General features: G+C 55.7%; 15 protein-coding genes. 7 read left to right on the plus strand and 8 right to left on the minus strand.

Going from position 1 to position 18145, the window contains the following annotated elements; translation table 11 throughout:
- Positions 1 to 801: 801 nt before the first annotated feature.
- The 6 genes from CKW31_RS16125 (at position 802) to CKW31_RS16150 (ending at position 7014) form a co-directional block, all read left to right on the plus strand.
- The gene (locus tag CKW31_RS16125) at positions 802 to 1710 is read left to right on the plus strand and encodes an ABC transporter substrate-binding protein (protein WP_095096934.1); all 909 of its coding nucleotides are present in this window, start codon (positions 802 to 804) and stop codon (positions 1708 to 1710) included.
- The gene (locus CKW31_RS16130; protein ID WP_095096937.1) at positions 1707 to 3635 is read left to right on the plus strand and encodes a response regulator; all 1929 of its coding nucleotides are present in this window, start codon (positions 1707 to 1709) and stop codon (positions 3633 to 3635) included. The genes CKW31_RS16125 and CKW31_RS16130 overlap by 4 nt, the downstream gene beginning before the upstream one ends.
- 220 nt (positions 3636 to 3855) lie before the next feature.
- Positions 3856 to 4371 carry a 3-hydroxyacyl-[acyl-carrier-protein] dehydratase FabA gene (gene fabA / locus CKW31_RS16135; RefSeq protein ID WP_027898655.1) on the plus strand — a complete coding sequence of 172 codons (516 nt, stop codon included), beginning with the start codon at positions 3856 to 3858 and terminating at the stop codon, positions 4369 to 4371.
- A gap of 11 nt (positions 4372 to 4382) precedes the next feature.
- A complete protein-coding gene (gene fabB / locus CKW31_RS16140; RefSeq protein ID WP_095096940.1) occupies positions 4383 to 5603 on the plus strand; it encodes a beta-ketoacyl-ACP synthase I in 1221 nt (406 codons plus the stop codon).
- A 140-nt stretch (positions 5604 to 5743) separates the two neighbouring features.
- Positions 5744 to 6145 (plus strand): OsmC family protein, encoded by a 402-nt coding sequence (locus CKW31_RS16145; RefSeq protein WP_095096943.1) that lies wholly within the window; start codon positions 5744 to 5746, stop codon positions 6143 to 6145.
- 17 nt (positions 6146 to 6162) lie between these two features.
- A complete protein-coding gene (locus CKW31_RS16150) occupies positions 6163 to 7014 on the plus strand; it encodes a pirin family protein (RefSeq protein WP_095096946.1) in 852 nt (283 codons plus the stop codon).
- A 100-nt stretch (positions 7015 to 7114) separates the two neighbouring features.
- Here CKW31_RS16150 and CKW31_RS16155 read toward each other — a convergent pair whose 3' ends face one another.
- Both CKW31_RS16155 and htpG read right to left on the minus strand, forming a co-directional pair.
- Positions 7115 to 7846 (minus strand): dienelactone hydrolase family protein, encoded by a 732-nt coding sequence (locus CKW31_RS16155; protein WP_095096949.1) that lies wholly within the window; start codon positions 7844 to 7846, stop codon positions 7115 to 7117.
- Between the two features lie 84 nt (positions 7847 to 7930).
- Positions 7931 to 9835, minus strand: coding sequence for a molecular chaperone HtpG (gene htpG, locus CKW31_RS16160; RefSeq protein WP_095097556.1), 1905 nt, complete (start codon positions 9833 to 9835; stop codon positions 7931 to 7933).
- Positions 9836 to 10427: 592 nt separating this feature from the next.
- Between htpG and CKW31_RS16165 the strand changes: the two genes are divergently transcribed.
- A complete protein-coding gene (locus tag CKW31_RS16165) occupies positions 10428 to 10685 on the plus strand; it encodes a hypothetical protein (RefSeq protein WP_087267897.1) in 258 nt (85 codons plus the stop codon).
- A 120-nt stretch (positions 10686 to 10805) separates the two neighbouring features.
- Here the strand turns inward: CKW31_RS16165 and brnQ are convergent, their stop codons facing one another.
- From brnQ to lpdA, 6 genes are all read right to left on the minus strand, one after another.
- Positions 10806 to 12119, minus strand: coding sequence for a branched-chain amino acid transport system II carrier protein (gene brnQ, locus CKW31_RS16170; RefSeq protein WP_095096952.1), 1314 nt, complete (start codon positions 12117 to 12119; stop codon positions 10806 to 10808).
- A gap of 276 nt (positions 12120 to 12395) precedes the next feature.
- Entirely contained in the window at positions 12396 to 13049 is a 654-nt protein-coding gene (locus CKW31_RS16175) for a transposase (RefSeq protein ID WP_095096955.1), read from the minus strand.
- The gene (locus tag CKW31_RS16180; protein WP_141230160.1) at positions 13046 to 13903 is read right to left on the minus strand and encodes a hypothetical protein; all 858 of its coding nucleotides are present in this window, start codon (positions 13901 to 13903) and stop codon (positions 13046 to 13048) included. The genes CKW31_RS16175 and CKW31_RS16180 overlap by 4 nt, the downstream gene beginning before the upstream one ends.
- A gap of 457 nt (positions 13904 to 14360) precedes the next feature.
- Positions 14361 to 15245 (minus strand): succinate--CoA ligase subunit alpha, encoded by an 885-nt coding sequence (sucD, locus tag CKW31_RS16185; protein ID WP_027900900.1) that lies wholly within the window; start codon positions 15243 to 15245, stop codon positions 14361 to 14363.
- The gene (gene sucC / locus CKW31_RS16190) at positions 15245 to 16411 is read right to left on the minus strand and encodes an ADP-forming succinate--CoA ligase subunit beta (RefSeq protein ID WP_032629164.1); all 1167 of its coding nucleotides are present in this window, start codon (positions 16409 to 16411) and stop codon (positions 15245 to 15247) included. Before sucC ends, sucD begins: the two co-directional genes overlap by 1 nt.
- Before the next feature lie 188 nt (positions 16412 to 16599).
- Entirely contained in the window at positions 16600 to 18036 is a 1437-nt protein-coding gene (lpdA, locus tag CKW31_RS16195) for a dihydrolipoyl dehydrogenase (RefSeq protein WP_095096962.1), read from the minus strand.
- Between the last annotated feature and the right edge of the window lie 109 nt (positions 18037 to 18145).

Raw genomic sequence — 18145 nt, forward strand, 5'->3', positions numbered from 1 at the left:
TGTTCGAAGAGGTTTTTTATGTTGATGCACGCAGATGTCGAGGGTGGCTTTGCTCACATCGATGCCAATGCCAATGCAGGTCATCACGATCTCCGTTAATCTGGGTAGGTCGAGAGTCTCTCCTCACTTGCCCAGCCTTATCTTCGAGTGCAACCTCGGGCAACTGTACGGGCGTGTGTGAGGAGATATCGACGTGGAGACCTTGCTACAGAACGATCGGCTAAATCGAGGAGCGAGCGATCGTCCACGTCGACTCTCGGCACCTAATCTGACAGATTGCTAACAGATAAGGAGCTGCCGAAGGCTGCGATGCGGTGTGTCAGACAAGGTATTCATTGGCTGTGGTGACGTCTCGCGAACAAGTTCGCTCCTACCGGTCCGAGGCGAATCCGCTGCTTTTGATCTGCTTTTGATTTTGATCTAAGGCGCCCCGTTAAACCACGCCGGCCGGAATTCGATATTGTTGTGTGGGGCAAACCGGCAGGGATGCCGGTTTAGCCGCCTCAGGCCATGGATGGCCGGTGGCGGCGGCCCCACGCAGCAATGTCGGATTACGGGTATGCCGAGCGACAGCGAGGCACCCAGTGGTGGGGCAAGAGCCTTTTGCTTACTTTTGGGCCCAAAAGTGAGGCGCCGTAAGGGCGCAACCAATATCAGCCATTACCTCCATAACGGATATGCCCACAAAACCACTACACCAAAAACCAACCAACTACACCCCGCGTGGCAATAAGCCGTGTCTCGGTTAACATGCCGGGCATGAATAGTGCGGTAACCGGACGAACAAGTAGGGACACGGCTATGGCTTTCTCGGGCAGACTTCTGCGCTGCACTGCAATCGCGGCATTCATGTGGGTGAACTGCACAATGGCATCGGCTGCCGATATTTTGCTGACAGCCGCCAGAACCAGCCCTGGCATCCAGAGCTTTGTGACCGAGTTGAGCCAGCGCCGCCCGAACGACCAGATACGCTTTGTCGAAACCGATAAAATGCCGTCCCCCGGCAATATCAGCGAACACACGCGCCTTGTACTGCTCGACACCGCTAGCCTGGACTGGCGACTGAGCGACAGCGCAGGCCCGAGGACGTTGGTACTGCGCGTCAGTCGAATTCAGGCCCATGAGCGACTGGGTGAAAAGCGCCCGCCTACCTTGAGTCTGCTGTGGAGCGATCCGCCGGTGACTCGCCAATTGCTGCTGATCCGGCACCTACTGCCCGAAGCCAGACAGATCGGCGTGTTGTTCAATAATCGAAGCCAGTTCCTGCTCAAAGAGTTGCGCCATGCGGCACTCGCCATGGGGCTGCGAGTCATTTCCCAGCCGTGGACACCCAGCGCGGAAAACCAGTCATTGCAGCGTCTGCTGATCCGCAGTGACGTGTTACTGGGGCTCGATGACCCGGACCTTTACAACGCCAGGACCGCCAAGAACCTGTTGCTCAGCAGCTATGCTCATCAACAGGCGCTATTTGGACCCAACGCCTCCTTTGTCAAAGCGGGTAGCCTCGCCAGCACCTACAGCGATGAAATCGACTGGCTGAACACCCTTGACACTCTGCTCGACAAGGCGCCCGAGCAATGGCCGCGCGCACAATATCCGCGGCACTTCAAAGTCATGAGCAATCCGCGCGTGGCTCAGTCACTGGGCATCATCGCCATCGACGATGCAGCAGTGACCATCAGCCTGAGTCAGGCGGAGCAGCGCCCATGAAGGTTGGCCGACACTGGGACATCAACACCCGGACACAGATGATCAGCCTTGGTCCCGCGTTGCTGCTGACGCTGTTGCTGATCTGCTTCTTTACCTTTGTGCGCATTCAGGATCTGCGTCAGGAACTCAATCACACTGGCCAGTTGATCGCCAACCAGCTGGCGCCCGCGTCGGAATACGGCGTCATCGTTGGCAACGACGAAGTTCTGAAAAGCCTGATGCGCGCGACGCTATCGACGCCTCACGTGCGCTTCATCGAAGTTCAGGACAGCCTTAATAAGGTTCTGGTGTACGTCGAGCAGCCCGGTGGCGCTGATGCGCCCCCCAAACAGGTGGAGATCTTTCAGGCGCCGATTCGCTCGCAGCAGATCAGGCTGGGCAAGGATTTCCTCGGCAACCATGAGGACACTGTCAGCGCCGCTCAGGACTATCTGGGCCGCGTGCTGGTCGGCATGTCCAACGAAGCCTTCAGCGAGCGCCAGCAGGAAATCCTGTTCAAGGCCGGGATTCTTGCGCTGTTTGCATTGCTGTTCACGTTCATTCTCGCAAGACGCCTGGCTTCAAGCCTCTCGCAACCCATCAGTGCAATGGGCGAAGCGGTCAAAGCGATCCAGCAAGGCGATTACCGGACACCGTTGCCCGTACCTGACGACGCGGAACTGGGTGATCTGGCGCGCCATATCAACAATCTTGCGGCAAACCTGGACAAGGCCAGCCGTGAGCAACAGCGCTTCATCGATCAATTGATTCAGGCCCGCGAAGAAGCAGAACGCGCCAACGGCGCAAAGTCGGACTTTCTGGCGATGATGAGTCACGAGCTGCGTACACCCATGAACGGTGTACTGGGCATGCTGCAGTTGATGGAAACAACGCAGATGACTGAAGAGCAGGCCGAATATTCGGCGCTTGCCACCGAATCCACTGAACACCTGCTACGTGTGATCAACGACATCCTGGATTTTTCCCGGTTCGAGCGGCATTCGCTGGAAATGGAAAACATCGCATTCAATGTCGCGGATCTGGTCAGTACCTCCAGTCAGGCCTTCAGCCACGATGCACAGCAACGCAATCTGTCTCTGCAATTGCATATCCAGCCTGGGCTGGATCAGTTGCGGGTCCAGGGCGATCCGACCCGCATCCGGCAGATTCTGGTCAATCTGATCGGCAACGCGCTTAAATTTACCGAACGCGGCAGCGTTGACATTGAAGCTGAGTACGAATCGCTGGATGAGGGGCGTATTTTGTTCGTGTGCCACGTCCGTGATAGCGGAATCGGTATCCATCAGGATCGCCTGGAATCAATGTTCGACGCTTTTCAGCAAGCGGACAGCTCGATCTCCCGACGTTACGGAGGCACAGGGCTGGGCCTGCCCATCGCCCGCACATTGGCCGAACGCATGGGCGGAACGCTACGCGCACAAAGTACAGAGGGATCGGGTTCGCTGTTCAGCCTGGAAATCCCGATGGCCCTTCTGCCCGAAACCATCGATACGCCGGATCGGGCTGAATCCGCAGTCGATACCGATGGTGAGCAACGTAACGTTTTGCTGGTAGAAGATAACGAGGTCAACTGCGCGGTGATTCGCGCCATGCTGCACAATCTGGGTTATCAGGTGGCCGTTGCAAGAGACGGCGCACAGGCAGTGAGCATGGCCGGCAGTGCACCCTATGCAGCGATTTTCATGGATTGCCGACTGCCGGTCATGGACGGCTACGAAGCCACACGCCACATTCGACAATTACCCGGCCTGAGTCAGGTGCCGATTATCGCCCTGACCGCCAATGCATTGCAGGGTGACCGTGACGCCTGTTTACAGGCAGGGATGAGCGACTACCTGGCAAAACCCTTCAAACGTACTGATTTACAGCAGGTTTTGCACAAATGGATTCCCTTTCGGGCAACTGTGACTGGCGATAATTGTTAAATTGCGGCAGTCTTGTCCGCTAAATCGGCCCTGGTGGTCGGCTGGATGGCAAATTTCAGTGCACAAGTGTACTTTCATTTATCTTGTGCTGTGACTTTCACTACAACGCAATAGTCTATGAGTAGGCTGCCGGCAGACCCCTGGCGAGTCAGCCGGCCAGGACTGGCTTGCGGGGCACACGATGCCCCACCCTGCCGCACGAGATTATTGAGGAGCTCGCATGACCAAACAAAACGCCTTTACCCGGGAAGACCTGCTGCGCTGCAGTCGCGGTGAGCTGTTCGGCCCAGGTAACGCGCAACTGCCCGCCCCTAACATGCTGATGGTCGATCGGATCACTCACATCAGCGAAGAGGGTGGCAAGTACGGCAAAGGTGAATTGGTCGCTGAGCTGGATATCAATCCGGACCTGTGGTTCTTCGCCTGCCATTTCGAAGGTGACCCGGTAATGCCGGGCTGCCTGGGCCTTGATGCCATGTGGCAGCTGGTTGGCTTCTTCCTCGGCTGGCAGGGTCTGCCAGGCCGTGGTCGTGCACTGGGTTCGGGCGAAGTAAAGTTCTTCGGCCAGGTTTTGCCGACCGCCAAAAAAGTCACCTATAACATTCAGATCAAACGCGTCCTCAAGGGCAAGCTGAACCTGGCCATCGCTGATGGCTCGGTCACTGTCGACGGTCGCGAGATCTACACCGCCGAAGGCCTTCGCGTCGGCGTCTTCACCTCCACTGACAACTTCTAAGGGTTATCCGCATGCGCCGCGTCGTTATCACTGGTCTGGGCATCGTTTCGTGCCTGGGCAATGACAAAGAGACCGTCTCCGCCAACCTGCGTGCAAGCCGCCCTGGCATCCGTTTCAATCCGGAATATGCCGAAATGGGTCTGCGTAGCCAGGTTTCCGGCTCCATTGACCTCAACCTCGAAGAGCTGATCGATCGCAAGATCTTTCGCTTCGTGGGTCACGCGGCAGCTTATGCCTACCTGGCCATGAAGGACGCGATTACCGACTCGGGCCTCACCGAGGAGCAAGTCTCCAACCCGCGTACCGGCCTGATCGCTGGTAGCGGTGGTGCATCGACCCTGAACCAGATGGAAGCGCTGGATATCCTGCGTGAAAAAGGCGTCAAGCGCGTTGGCCCATACCGCGTTACGCGGACCATGAGCAGCACGGTTTCCGCTTGTCTGGCCACACCCTTCAAGATCAAGGGCCTGAACTACTCCATCGCTTCTGCCTGCGCCACCAGTGCCCACTGCATCGGTACCGCCATGGAACAGATCCAGATGGGTAAGCAGGACATCGTGTTTGCCGGTGGCGGTGAAGAAGAGCATTGGAGCCAGTCGTTCCTGTTCGACGCCATGGGCGCATTGTCCAGCAAGCGCAACGACACTCCAGAACAGGCTTCCCGCGCTTACGACGCTGACCGTGATGGCTTCGTCATCGCAGGCGGTGGCGGTATGGTCGTGGTTGAAGAGCTGGAACACGCTCTGGCCCGCGGTGCCAAGATCTACGCTGAAATCGTGGGCTACGGCGCTACTTCCGATGGCTACGATATGGTCGCGCCGAGCGGCGAAGGTGCAATCCGCTGCATGCAGATGGCACTGTCCACCGTTGAAGGCCCTATCGACTACCTGAACACTCACGGCACTTCGACTCCGGTCGGCGATGCCAAAGAGATGGAAGGCGTGCGTGAAGTGTTCGCAGGCAACGCTCCAGCCATCAGCTCCACCAAGAGCCTGTCGGGTCACTCCCTGGGCGCCGCAGGCGTTCACGAAGCGATCTACTGCATGCTGATGATGGAAGGCAACTTCATCGCAGGTTCGGCCAACATTGACGAACTGGATCCGGTTGTCGCTGACATGCCGATCCTGCTCAAGACCCAGGAAGATGCAAAGATCGACCAGGTCATGAGCAACAGCTTCGGCTTCGGTGGCACCAACGCGACATTGGTCATGAAGCGCTGGCAGGGCAAGTAATTCCGTCCTCGCTGTAGATTCAGCTTCAGTCGTGTAAAAAGGCGCCTTTCGAGGCGCCTTTTTTATGAGCACCGATTTTATAGGCCGAGTAACGGCTATGCGGGTAGGATATTTTCCTTTACCTGCAAGCCGAGGCCGCCATGTCTGTCATCGTCAGCACCGTTAGCCCTGACGGGTTTCGCCACAAAATCGATATCAACCAGCAACACGAAGTGTTTACTGACCTGCCGGTCGAGCTGGGTGGCGAAAACTCTGCGCCCTCCCCTCATGATTATTTCGACGCGGCGCTGGCCTCGTGCAAGACACTGACCGTCAAGCTGTACGCGAAGCAACATGACATCCCCCTGACCGGCATCACCGTCAAGGTCACTCACGATGACAACGAAGAAAGACAAGGCAAGTACCGCCTGAACGTCGAACTCTCCCTTGAAGGGACTCTCAGCGAACAACAGCGCACGGTACTGCACCGCATCGCGGATCGCTGCCCCGTTCACAAGCTGATGACCACCGCCGAGATCAGCATCAACACCCTACTGGTCTGACTGCCGAGAACTGCCTGATGCTTACCATCAAACCCCGCGCCGAATACGTGGAAGGCCAGCCAATCCTGCGCCCCTTGCCTTCGGCCAAATGCCGCAGTGTCGGCCCGTTTGTATTTTTCGATCACATGCTGGAGACGGACTACGCGCCGGGCAACGGCATGGATATTCGCCAGCACCCGCATATTGGCCTGTCGACGCTGACGTACTTGTTCGAGGGCCGTCTTTTGCACAAGGACAGCCTCGGCAGCGACCAGCAAGTCGCCCCCGGAGAGGTCAGCTGGATGACGTCAGGCGCCGCCATCGCCCACATCGAGCGCACGCCCGCCGACCTCATGGCCAGCGGCTCGCGCATGCACGGCTTGCAGGTTTGGCTGGCTTCGCCCAAAAGCCACGAAACAGGCGAAGGCCATTACAGTCATCACCCGGCCAGCAGTCTGCCGGTTGCCGACAACCCTGGTATTCAGATCAGGATGATCGCTGGTACTGGTTTTTGCCTGACCTCGCCGGTCCCGGTGTTGTCACCGACGCTGTATGCCGAACTCCACATGCAAACCGCGACGACCTTGCAGATACCTGACGAACATGAAGAGCGCGCGCTATACGTGATCAGCGGTGAAGCGTCAGTGGATGGCGAACCGCTGGAAGCCAGAACGCTGGTCGTGCTTGAGCAAGGGCAGATGATAAATCTGTGTGCGGAAAGTGAGTGCCACGCGGTACTCATCGGTGGCGCACCACTGGACGGGCCACGACGCATGAACTGGAATTTCGTCGCCAGTGATACGGCGCTGATCGAACGGGCAAGAACCCGCTGGGCGGCCGGAGACTGGCCGACGGTGCCGGGGGAGATTGGCAGGATTGAGTTGCCGTAACACCACGGCAGGAGCGAACTTGTTCGCGAGGTTGGGCCTGCGTATTCAGGAACATCGCCTCGCGAACAAGTTCGCTCCTACCGTTATTCAGTCTCGCGTGTCAGCCTTTGAACACTTCATCCAGCAGGTTATGCATCGACACGAAAGCGCGCTTGGCGGTCTTTTCGTCGTACTGCATCATGCCCGGTGTTTGCGCGTGAGGGTCGGTGAACGAATGCACGGCCCCGCCGTAGCTCAGCAATTGCCAGTCCACACCTGCGGCATTCATTTCAGCTTCGAATGCCGGCAACTGCTCTTTCGGTACCAGTGGATCCGATGCACCGTGCAGCACCAATACCGCACCCTGGATGTTTTTCGCATCAGCCGGGTTCGGTGTGTCCAGCGTGCCATGGAATGACACAGCTGCTTTCAGGTTAGCGCCAGTACGCGCCAGCTCAAGAGAACAGCAACCGCCGAAGCAGAAACCGAAGGTAGCGACTTTATCAGCGTCAACCGGCGCATCAGTCTGGGCCAGCAATTGATCCAGAGCGGCCTGCATGCGCTTGCGCAGCAGTGCACGGTCATCTTTGAGCGGCATCATCGCCGCGCCAGCCTGATCGTTGTTCTGTGGGCGCGTACCTTGACCGTAAAGGTCGGCCAGGAACACTACATAACCCTGTTCTGCGACTGCCTGAGCAATTTTCTCGGCGCCTTCAGTAACACCCATCCAGTTAGGGGCCATCAGCAGACCGGGACGTGACGACGCGTCACCCGAGTCGAATACCAAACGGCTCTCGTAAGGCTGACCGTCGATCTGGTACACCACTGAACGCACAGAAACGTTGCTGCTCATCGTTGACTCCTCAAGTAATGAAAGACAAATGGGTGGAGCACAATCAGAAAACCCGCCGAAGCGGGTTTTCTTTGACTCGGAATATTAAACCGACAACTCGACCAGTAACTTGTTCAGACGGCGCACGTAAGCCGCCGGATCCTTCAAGCTATCACCGGCTGCCAACGCAGCCTGATCGAACAGAATGTGCGACAGGTCGCCAAAGCGCTCTTCACTCTGCTCGGCATCCAGCTTGCCGATCAGCGGATGCGCCGGGTTGAATTCGAAGATCGGCTTGGAATCCGGAACCTTCTGGCCGCTGGCTTCGAGGATCTGACGCATCTGCAAGCCCAGATCAGCCTCGCCGATGGCCAGGATCGCAGGAGAGTCGGTCAGACGATGGGAAACCCGAACTTCGCTGACAGATTCGCCCAGCGCTGCTTTCAGACGCTCGACCAGACCTTCTTTGTCCTTGGCGATTTCTTCCTGGGCTTTCTTGTCCTCTTCGGAATCAAGCTTGCCCAGATCCAGATCACCGCGTGCCACATCAACAAAACCTTTGCCGTCGAAATCGCTGAGGTAGCTCATCAGCCACTCATCGATACGGTCGGTCAGCAGCAACACTTCGATGCCTTTCTTGCGGAAGACTTCAAGGTGCGGGCTGTTCTTGACCTGTGCGTAGGTTTCACCGGTGAGGTAATAAATCTTGTCCTGACCTTCCTTGGCGCGAGCCAGGTATTCGGCCAGAGAAACGACTTGCTCGCCGCCCTCTTCGTGAGTCGAGGCGAACCGCAGCAGACCGGCGATTTTCTCTTTGTTGGCGAAGTCTTCTGCCGGGCCTTCTTTCATGACCTGACCGAAGTTCTTCCAGAAGCCTTTGTATTGCTCAGGCTCGTTTTTCGCCAGTTTTTCCAGCATGTCCAGGACACGCTTGGTCAGCGCCGACTTCATCGAATCGATGATCGGGTCTTTCTGCAGAATTTCACGGGAAACGTTCAGGGACAGGTCATTGGAATCGACCACGCCTTTGACGAAACGCATGTAGAGCGGCAGGAACGACTCAGCCTGATCCATGACGAACACGCGCTGCACATACAGCTTCAGGCCACGGGGCGCTTCACGCTGATACAGGTCGAACGGCGCGCGAGCAGGCACATACAACAGAGAGGTGTATTCCAGCTTGCCTTCGACCTTGTTGTGGCTCCAGCTCAGCGGGTTCTCGAAGTCGTGGGCGACATGCTTGTAGAACTCCTGATATTCCTCGTCCTTCACTTCGGTACGGGAACGGGTCCAGAGCGCGCTGGCACGGTTGACGGTTTCCCACTCAACAGCCGGAGCCTCTTCGCCTTCGGCAGCGGCGGATTCTTTCGGCAGCTCGATCGGCAAGGCGATGTGATCGGAGTATTTCTTGATGATGTTGCGCAGACGGTAGCCGTCCGCAAACTCGTCTTCACCGCTCTTCAGATGCAGGACGATACGAGTACCGCGCTCGGCCTTCTCGACGTTGGCAACTTCAAACTCGCCTTCGCCTTTGGAAGACCAGTGCACGCCTTCGCTGGCAGGTGTGCCAGCACGACGGCTGAATACTTCAACCTGATCGGCAACGATAAAGGCCGAATAGAAGCCCACACCGAACTGACCGATCAGGTGCGAATCTTTTTTCTGATCGCCAGACAGGTTTTTCATGAAATCAGCGGTACCGGACTTGGCGATGGTACCCAGATGGGTGACCACGTCGTCACGGTTCATACCGATGCCGTTGTCTTCCAGCGTGACGGTTTTCGCTTCCTTGTCGAAGCTCACGCGAATTTTCAGCTCCGCGCCGCCTTCAAGCAGGTCCGGCTTGGACAGTGCTTCGAAGCGCAGTTTATCGACGGCGTCAGAGGCGTTAGAGATCAACTCGCGAAGGAAGATTTCCTTGTTGGAATACAGCGAGTGGATCATGAGGTGCAGCAGCTGCTTTACCTCGGTCTGGAAGCCCAGGGTTTCCTTTTGAGTTTCCACACTCATGGTCATCAAACTCCAATCAGATGGCATAAGCCGCCAGACACAAGCCGGAACCGGTGTCTGGCGGCGGGTTGTCATCAAAGTGGGGGCTGGGTCTCGGATTTCAAGGGCCTGCCTGATTCGATCTACAAGTCTTCTATTTTGAAATGCGCTCGCGCTGTGGCAATCAGCTCTACAGCGAGGGTAAGCAGCGATCGCGACATTCGCAATCCGTATCAATGGCGAGCGTGCTCAAACAGAGAACAAGTGTGCGCTTGAGGCACACATGCACAACGCCCGCATTCGGCCCTCCTATGATTTTCTTGGAATAACGCAGCGCCTGCGTGATGCCATTTGCTTCCACACTGAATCATTGCACTGCAGATGTCTGGTAGAGGCCAACGGGGAAAGCCCCCCCCCGACCCGCTCAAACACAAGGCTTTCACTCGCAAAGCGTGCTACCCGTTTTATATTTTTATCTAAAGTTACCCTGATACCGTACAGTCCTTGGATTGTGCGTCTGACATACAAATTCAATTCGCGAAAAAAGAGGTGGAACTTAACTTAACGCGCAAGGCTCTTAGGCTCGTAGATATTCAATAAGGAGAAACACCCCATGCGCAATACTTTAGCTTATGCCTTGATGCTCTCTGCCACCTTGGGCCTTGCCGCTTGCGACAAGAAATCCGAGAACACTCAACAAGATGCGAACAAAGCAGCTCAGGAATCTCAGGAGTCGATGCAAAAGGCTCAGGACAAAGTGAACGACGCGGCCAAAGAAAGTCAGGAAGCCGCTCAGAAGAATGCCGAAGCGGACGCACAGCGCGCTCAGGAAGCTGGCAAGACGACTCAAGATCCAGCGACCACCAAGTAAGCCGAAAAGTTTCCCCGACTTTTCATATAATAAAGCCCGCCATGAGCGGGCTTTATTAGTTACACGTTTAATACACTCGCCTGTCGATATTTTTCCGAACGTTTATCTCATGCCATTAGATCAGGCCAGTGCTTCGTTACGCTTGCCGATAACCCGATCAAAGACAAACGCGACACACAGAACAATGACTGCAGGGATCAGCCAGGCCAGACCTTGCTCACTCAGAGGCAAATTGCTCAAGGCATGAGGCAAGTAATCTGTAAAGCCGGCGCCTTTGACCGCATCAATCAGACCGAACACAAACGCGACCAGCATCACCGGCGCAACCATACGGCCTTGGGAGTACCAGAAGCTTTTGCAGAAACTCAGCGCGACCAGAACAATGCAGGGCGGATAAATAGCCGTCAGTACCGGAATCGAGAACAGAATCAGCTTGGTCAGGCCCAGGTTCGAAACCAGCAACGAGAATGCCGCCAGAATTATCACCAGAGTCTTGTATGACAGCGGCAATACCTTGGCGAAATACTCGGCACAGGCACATGTCAGGCCCACAGCAGTGACCAGACAGGCCAGCGAGATGAGCACCGCGAGGAAGCCACTCCCCAGCGAACCGAAGGTATGTTGCACGTAGGCATGCAGCACAGCCGCGCCATTGCTCGCCCCCGCTGCAACGGCATGACTGCCGGAGCCCAGACGGAACAGACTGATGTAAACCAGAGCCAGTCCGACACCCGCAATCAAACCGGCAATGATCGCGTAACGGGTAATCAACTGCGGCGATTCGACGCCTCTGGAACGAATGGCGTTGACAATGACAATACCGAATACCAGCGCGCCCAAAGTATCCATGGTCAGGTAGCCATTGATAAAGCCCTGGGAAAACGGCGCAGCGACATAAGCTGGCTCAGCAACACCGATATCTCCTGCGGGCAGCGCGAAAGCTGCAATCCCCAGCACCGCCAGTGCGATGATTTTCAGCGGCGCCAGAAAGCGCCCTACTGTGTCCAGCAAACGACCTGGGTAAAAAGACACCCAGAGCACGATCAGGAAGTACACGAGGCTGTAAAGAAACAACGCTGTCGCGCTGTCCCCCGTCAAGGGCGCGAGACCGACTTCGAAAGAGACAGTCGCTGTGCGTGGCGTGGCAAACAGCGGGCCGACGGCAAGATAACAGACAGCCGCGAGGACACTGCCAGCGACCTTCCCAATCGGACTACTCAGCGCATCCATTGCCCCACCGACCTTGGCCAGTGCGATGACGGTGACCACTGGCAGGCCAACCGCAGTAACCAGAAAGCCCAGCGCCGCCATCCACACGTGCGGCCCGGCCTGCAGGCCTACGATGGGCGGGAAGATGATGTTGCCAGCCCCGACGAACAGGGCAAACGTCATGAAACCCAGTGCCAGGATGTCCTGACCTTTCAACACTTTCATTGAGAAAACCACACTTCAGAATCGGAATTGGAGGGCGATTTCCCGTTGAGTGGGGGAAATTCATGCCGGTCCTTTTAGGGCGAGCCGCTGTGCAACGGCTCCTTGTGAGACCCGCGATGCACAAAATGGCGGCTAGCCTACCGAATTTGCGCACTTATTGCACTTGTAAAGGGCAAGAAGGGCGATGAACGCACTGTTTGCGAGCAACCCCTGGGGCGTTACAGACCCATGCGACGTTTGCATAAATTAGCAGGCCGCCGCTCCCTCGCACGGGTATTACTCAGGTGCAACCAGTTGCTCAAGCCGACTTAATCCAGCGTCATATAACTCTCGCTCCTCTGCCCCGATCCCGGAGTATTGCGGCCTGTAATTTTCGTCGTAACACCACGCTTCTTCAGATAAAGCCTCGGCAGGCTGCAACATGATGAGGCTCAACGAAGCTGACAGCTGATCAGGCGGCAATTGATGATGAACATCGCGAAAGGCCCGCATGTGATAGCTCGTACCACGGCTGACCCGGACTGATGATATTTCGCCAAATTCAGGAGCTATACCTGCCACTGACGAGCCCACGCCAGAGATTGAGCGCATGACGGAGCGATAGCCATCCCCACCGTAGCCTGTGACGAATAACTCGAAATCATGGCTATGAATAAGCCCATAAATAAAGGTATCTGCTTCCTCTTGCGAATCAGCGGGCAGCCAAATAAGCAAACGGACGATGAACCGGTCGCACTCATACAACGTGAATGCATAGGAGTTGTAGAGAGTATCGCTCTGTGAGCGAGGCCCCTCTTGAATCCATTTCAAAAGATGATCACTCAGCAGCTCGCGATCTTCGGCCAATGCTTCAAGCGCTGCGACAATAGAGGCACTGTCTGTCTCGGCATTGCATAGATCAATATAGTTAATGAACTCCGGCAAATTCATCTACCAATCTCCCCACCGCGCTCAAGCGTCGCATTGATTACAGGGCAATTCAAACTCTTCAACAAAGGCACAAATCGAGTAGCGACAGATGGATCGCGATCCAACAAAACTTTAAATGCCGCCCATTTGACTTCAGGATGTGGGTGAGACATCAACTCAACTGCGACGCGGCCGGTCTTCGGATCGTCAACGGCGATCATAGCCTCCAATCCAACAAGAAAACGCTGCACTCCCGGGTCTGCTGGTAACCATGAGTGCCTGCTTAACGTCCGGGCACAATAGACGTTTATATCCTTGGAAGCGTCAGGAATGTTAATCGCCAGTATGCATTTGGGCGGTATATTCTGCGCCTCAGCGGAGTACAACTCATTATCTCCGTCAAATAGTCGGGGTCTATGCCCATCGACGACAAGGAGCTTTCCCACGCTTAATCCGATGTCATTGATAACGTGACGGGTAACGCTGTACGAATACCCTGCCACGGAGAACAAAATCGTACTGCCAGGCACAGCGTAAAGCGAGCCTGCAGGTTTGCTCAAGGCTGGAAACCGAAATTCGATATTGCCATATGGATTCGCATAGAGCACGACACTGCCCGCTTGACAGTTGACTGACGCCATCAATGTGGCCACAAGTTGGCTGGAGCTTAACGATTCATCTCTGTCTCGACATCCCGATATCAGTGAGCGCACGACGTCTGTCATGTCAGTAGCCCTGACTAATCTCAAAACGTCAGATGGCGCTAAACCCTCGGCAAGAAAACGACTTGGCATACTCACTCCACAACTCATCCATGAATCTGCCTCAGCATTAGCAACCATGTCGAGGCAGGTATCGCAGCCTTGGAATAACATTCACTCATACATTAAAAAAATCTTCATGAGCAAATGCACTCAGCTAAACGCAGGTTACACAGAGTCAGCTTCACCGATATCAATCCCATTCGAAGAAACCTGGCAATCTATGACTTCACGCACGCCCGCAACGTTAAATCGAAAACCAGGAATAGTGCAGGGAATCGAAAGAACTTTTATTGATGCCCCCGTGTGGCCATTTACGAATCGCCGATCAATACGTGCCATCCTTGCATCTTGTAAAACTTGATTTTTGACTGACATTAAAATCTCTCACTCAAGTTAATATTGCAACTGCTTCAATACCCCTGTAGCGAAGCCTGCAACTCAAATATACGCTCAAGTAAAAATAACGACACTGCACAACCAATACAAAGAAAAACAGCAAGTAAGTAAAAAACACAAAGGCCACCCGAAGGTGGCCTTTGTGAAGTCGGTCAATCAAATAAGCATCCGCTTATTTTTTGACTTCCCAACCCGTCAGCTCAGCCAAAGCCTTGCCGATGTCTGCCAGCGAACGCACGGTTTTCACGCCTGCGTCTTGCAGCGCAGCGAATTTCTCGTCTGCAGTGCCTTTGCCGCCAGAGATGATTGCGCCAGCATGGCCCATGCGCTTGCCCGGAGGAGCAGTCACACCAGCGATGTAGGAAACAACCGGCTTGGTCACGTGTGCCTTGATGTAGGCAGCCGCTTCTTCTTCAGCCGAACCGCCGATCTCACCGATCATCACGATCGCTTCGGTCTTCGGGTCTTCCTGGAACAATTTCAGGATGTCGATGAAGTTGGAGCCCGGGATCGGGTCACCACCGATACCAACGCAAGTCGACTGACCGAAACCGGCGTCAGTTGTCTGCTTCACAGCTTCGTAAGTCAGGGTGCCGGAACGCGACACAATGCCTACTTTGCCTGGCAAGTGAATGTGACCTGGCATGATGCCGATCTTGCACTCGCCCGGAGTGATAACGCCTGGGCAGTTAGGACCGATCAGGACCACACCCAGCTCGTCACACTTAACCTTGGCTTCCAGCATGTCGATGGTCGGTATGCCTTCGGTGATGCAGACGATCAGCTTGATGCCGCCGAACGCTGCTTCAAGGATGGAGTCCTTGCAGAACGGTGCTGGAACGTAGATGACCGAAGCGGTTGCGCCGGTTTTATCGACTGCTTCTTGCACAGTGTTGAACACTGGCAGGTTCAGGTGAGTGGTGCCACCTTTGCCTGGAGTCACGCCGCCAACCATTTTGGTGCCGTAGGCAATGGCTTGTTCGGAGTGGAAAGTACCCTGCGAACCGGTGAAGCCCTGGCAGATTACTTTGGTGTCTTTATTGATCAGGACGCTCATTACTTGCCCTCCGCAGCTTTGACAACTTGTTGAGCAGCGTCGGTCAGGCTGGTAGCCGCGATGATGTTCAAACCGCTTTCTGCCAGTACTTTAGCGCCCAGTTCAGCGTTGTTACCTTCAAGGCGAACAACAACCGGGATTTTAACGCCGACTTCTTTCACTGCACCGATGATGCCTTCGGCAATCATGTCGCAACGAACGATGCCGCCGAAGATGTTGACCAGAACTGCAGCGACGTTGGTGTCGGACAGAATGATCTTGAACGCTTCGGTAACGCGTTCCTTGGTTGCACCACCGCCTACGTCGAGGAAGTTGGCTGGCTTGCCGCCATGCAGGTTGACGATGTCCATGGTACCCATGGCCAGGCCAGCACCGTTGACCATGCAGCCAATGTTACCTTCCAGCGCGACGTAGTTCAGTTCGAACTTGGCGGCGTGAGCTTCGCGCGGATCGTCTTGCGACGGATCGTGGAAAGCCTTCAGCTTGGGCTGACGGTACATGGCGTTGGCGTCGATGTTGATCTTGGCGTCGAGGCAGTGCAGATCGCCGTCAGCCTTGATAACCAGCGGGTTCACTTCCAGCAGGGCCAGGTCGTGGTCCTGGAACAGCTTGGCCAGACCGGTGAAGATCTTGGCGAACTGGGAAACCTGCTTGCCTTCCAGACCCAGCTGGAATGCCAGATCGCGACCCTGGAATGGCTGAGCGCCAACCAGTGGATCGATCGTGGCCTTGAGGATTTTCTCAGGAGTGTCGTGAGCGATCTTCTCGATGTCCACGCCACCTTCGGTGGAAGCCATGAACACGATACGACGGCTGGAACGATCCACTACAGCGCCCAGATACAGCTCTTTAGCGATGTCGGTGCAGGACTCAACCAGGATCTTGGTCACTGGCTGACCGTTAGCGTCAGTCTGGTAAGTTACCAGACGCTTGCCCAACCATTGCTGGGCGAACGCTGCAGCGTCTTCTTTGCTGCGAACCAGCTTTACGCCGCCCGCTTTACCGCGACCACCAGCGTGAACCTGGGCTTTGACGACCCATTCAGTCCCGCCAATTTTATCGCAAGCTTCTGCTGCTGCTTCCGGGGTGTCTACTGCGTAGCCTTTGGATACTGGCAGACCGTACTCAGCGAACAGCTGCTTACCCTGATACTCGTGAAGATTCATGCTTATTACCGTCTTCGTTAGGTACTGCGCATTCGGTGCTGCACGTCTGGCGTGCCGCACCACCTGTGACCGATACCCCGGGCAATCCCTTCAGGAAGAGTCCGGAGGTCGAGTCCGGCGGACATTCCGCGGTGAGTCTTGCTCGCAAGGCTCACGACGGGCAGTCCGTCGTGGTTTCTCTTGTTGTCTTAACGCTTTTTGCGGTTCTGGATGTGGATGGCACCGCCATTCACGGCCAGAGCAGCTTCATGCAATGCTTCGGAAAGCGTCGGATGGGAGAAGACCATCATGCCGATATCTTCGGCACTGCTGCCGAATTCCATCGCGATCGCGCCCTGCTGTACCAGCTCGGCAGCGCTAGGACCAATAACGTGAACACCCAGAACACGGTCAGTCTTGGCATCGGCAATGATCTTGACGAAGCCGCCCGTGTCGTTGGCTGCCATGGCACGGCCGCTGGCTGCGAACGGGAAAGTGCCGACGCTAACTTCAACGCCTTCAGTCTTCAAGGTCTGCTCGGTCTTACCAACCCACGCGATTTCCGGGTGGGTGTAGATTACCGAAGGAATCAGATTGTAGTTCATCTGAGCCTTGTGGCCCTTGATGCGCTCGACAACCATGATGCCTTCTTCAGAAGCCTTGTGGGCCAGCATCAGACCACGAACCACGTCGCCGATGGCGTAAACGCCAGGAACGCTGGTGGTGCAGTAGTCATCAACGTAGATGAAACCGCGCTCATCCAGGTCCACACCGCTGTCGGAGGCCAGCAGATCAGTTGTCACAGGACGACGACCAACGGCTACGATCAGGCGGTCGAAGGTGATCGACTGCTCGCCGGCGGCGTCGGTGTAGCTGACCACAACTTCTTCGCCGTTGACCTTGGAACCGGTCACGCGCGCACCGAGCTTGATGTCCAGACCTTGCTTGGTGAAGGTTTTCAGGGCTTCTTTGGAAACGGCTTCGTCAGCAGCAGGAATGAATTTATCCAGCGCTTCCAGAACAGTAACCTGAGCACCCAGACGAGCCCATACCGAACCCAGTTCCAGGCCGATCACGCCAGCGCCGATCACGCCCAGACGTTGTGGAACCTGCTGGAATTCCAGAGCGCCAGTCGAATCAACGATGACTTTCTGATCGACCGGAGCCGGTGGAATGTCAATCGGACGCGAACCGGAAGCCAGGATTACATGGTCAGCTTCGATGATTTCAACAGTGCCATCAGCAGCCGTCAGCTCGACTTTCTTGCCGGCCAGCAGTTTGCCGTGGCCTTGCAGAGTGGTCACGCCATTGGCTTTGAACAGGCTGGCAACGCCGCCGGTCAGGCCTTTGACGATGTTGGCTTTGCGACCGACCATGGCTGGTACGTCCATGCTGACTTCAGAAGTCGAGATACCATGGATCGAGAAGCCATTTTTGGCTTCATAAAATTTCCAGGAGCTGTCCAGCAGCGCCTTGGACGGAATGCAGCCCACGTTCAGGCAAGTACCGCCGAGGGCCAGCTTGCCCTCCTTGTCCTGATACTTCTCGATGCAGGCAGTCTTGAGACCAAGTTGCGCAGCCTTGATGGCGGCAACATAACCGCCAGGGCCTGCGCCAATCACTACCACGTCGAATTTCTGGGACATAACAAAGAGTTCCTCTTTAGCTGCGAGCTTTAAGCTACAAGCTGCAAGCTGGCCTGTGATGTATTACAGACGTGCGTTGCAACCTGTTCATTAGATGTAATTTGCAAAA

The sequence above is a fragment of the Pseudomonas sp. Irchel 3A5 genome, assembly GCF_900187575.1.
GTDB lineage: Bacteria > Pseudomonadota > Gammaproteobacteria > Pseudomonadales > Pseudomonadaceae > Aquipseudomonas > Aquipseudomonas folii.

What these genes read in the sequence shown, in the direction of transcription:
- CKW31_RS16125 (WP_095096934.1), top strand. Translation starts at nt 802, where the DNA reads ATGGCTTTCTCGGGCAGACTTCTGCGCTGCACTGCAATCGCGGCATTC.
- CKW31_RS16130 (WP_095096937.1), top strand. Translation starts at nt 1,707, where the DNA reads ATGAAGGTTGGCCGACACTGGGACATCAACACCCGGACACAGATGATC.
- fabA (WP_027898655.1), top strand. Translation starts at nt 3,856, where the DNA reads ATGACCAAACAAAACGCCTTTACCCGGGAAGACCTGCTGCGCTGCAGT.
- fabB (WP_095096940.1), top strand. Translation starts at nt 4,383, where the DNA reads ATGCGCCGCGTCGTTATCACTGGTCTGGGCATCGTTTCGTGCCTGGGC.
- CKW31_RS16145 (WP_095096943.1), top strand. Translation starts at nt 5,744, where the DNA reads ATGTCTGTCATCGTCAGCACCGTTAGCCCTGACGGGTTTCGCCACAAA.
- CKW31_RS16150 (WP_095096946.1), top strand. Translation starts at nt 6,163, where the DNA reads ATGCTTACCATCAAACCCCGCGCCGAATACGTGGAAGGCCAGCCAATC.
- CKW31_RS16155 (WP_095096949.1), bottom strand. Translation starts at nt 7,846, where the DNA reads ATGAGCAGCAACGTTTCTGTGCGTTCAGTGGTGTACCAGATCGACGGT.
- htpG (WP_095097556.1), bottom strand. Translation starts at nt 9,835, where the DNA reads ATGAGTGTGGAAACTCAAAAGGAAACCCTGGGCTTCCAGACCGAGGTA.
- CKW31_RS16165 (WP_087267897.1), top strand. Translation starts at nt 10,428, where the DNA reads ATGCGCAATACTTTAGCTTATGCCTTGATGCTCTCTGCCACCTTGGGC.
- brnQ (WP_095096952.1), bottom strand. Translation starts at nt 12,119, where the DNA reads ATGAAAGTGTTGAAAGGTCAGGACATCCTGGCACTGGGTTTCATGACG.
- CKW31_RS16175 (WP_095096955.1), bottom strand. Translation starts at nt 13,049, where the DNA reads ATGAATTTGCCGGAGTTCATTAACTATATTGATCTATGCAATGCCGAG.
- CKW31_RS16180 (WP_141230160.1), bottom strand. Translation starts at nt 13,903, where the DNA reads ATGTTATTCCAAGGCTGCGATACCTGCCTCGACATGGTTGCTAATGCT.
- sucD (WP_027900900.1), bottom strand. Translation starts at nt 15,245, where the DNA reads ATGAGCGTCCTGATCAATAAAGACACCAAAGTAATCTGCCAGGGCTTC.
- sucC (WP_032629164.1), bottom strand. Translation starts at nt 16,411, where the DNA reads ATGAATCTTCACGAGTATCAGGGTAAGCAGCTGTTCGCTGAGTACGGT.
- lpdA (WP_095096962.1), bottom strand. Translation starts at nt 18,036, where the DNA reads ATGTCCCAGAAATTCGACGTGGTAGTGATTGGCGCAGGCCCTGGCGGT.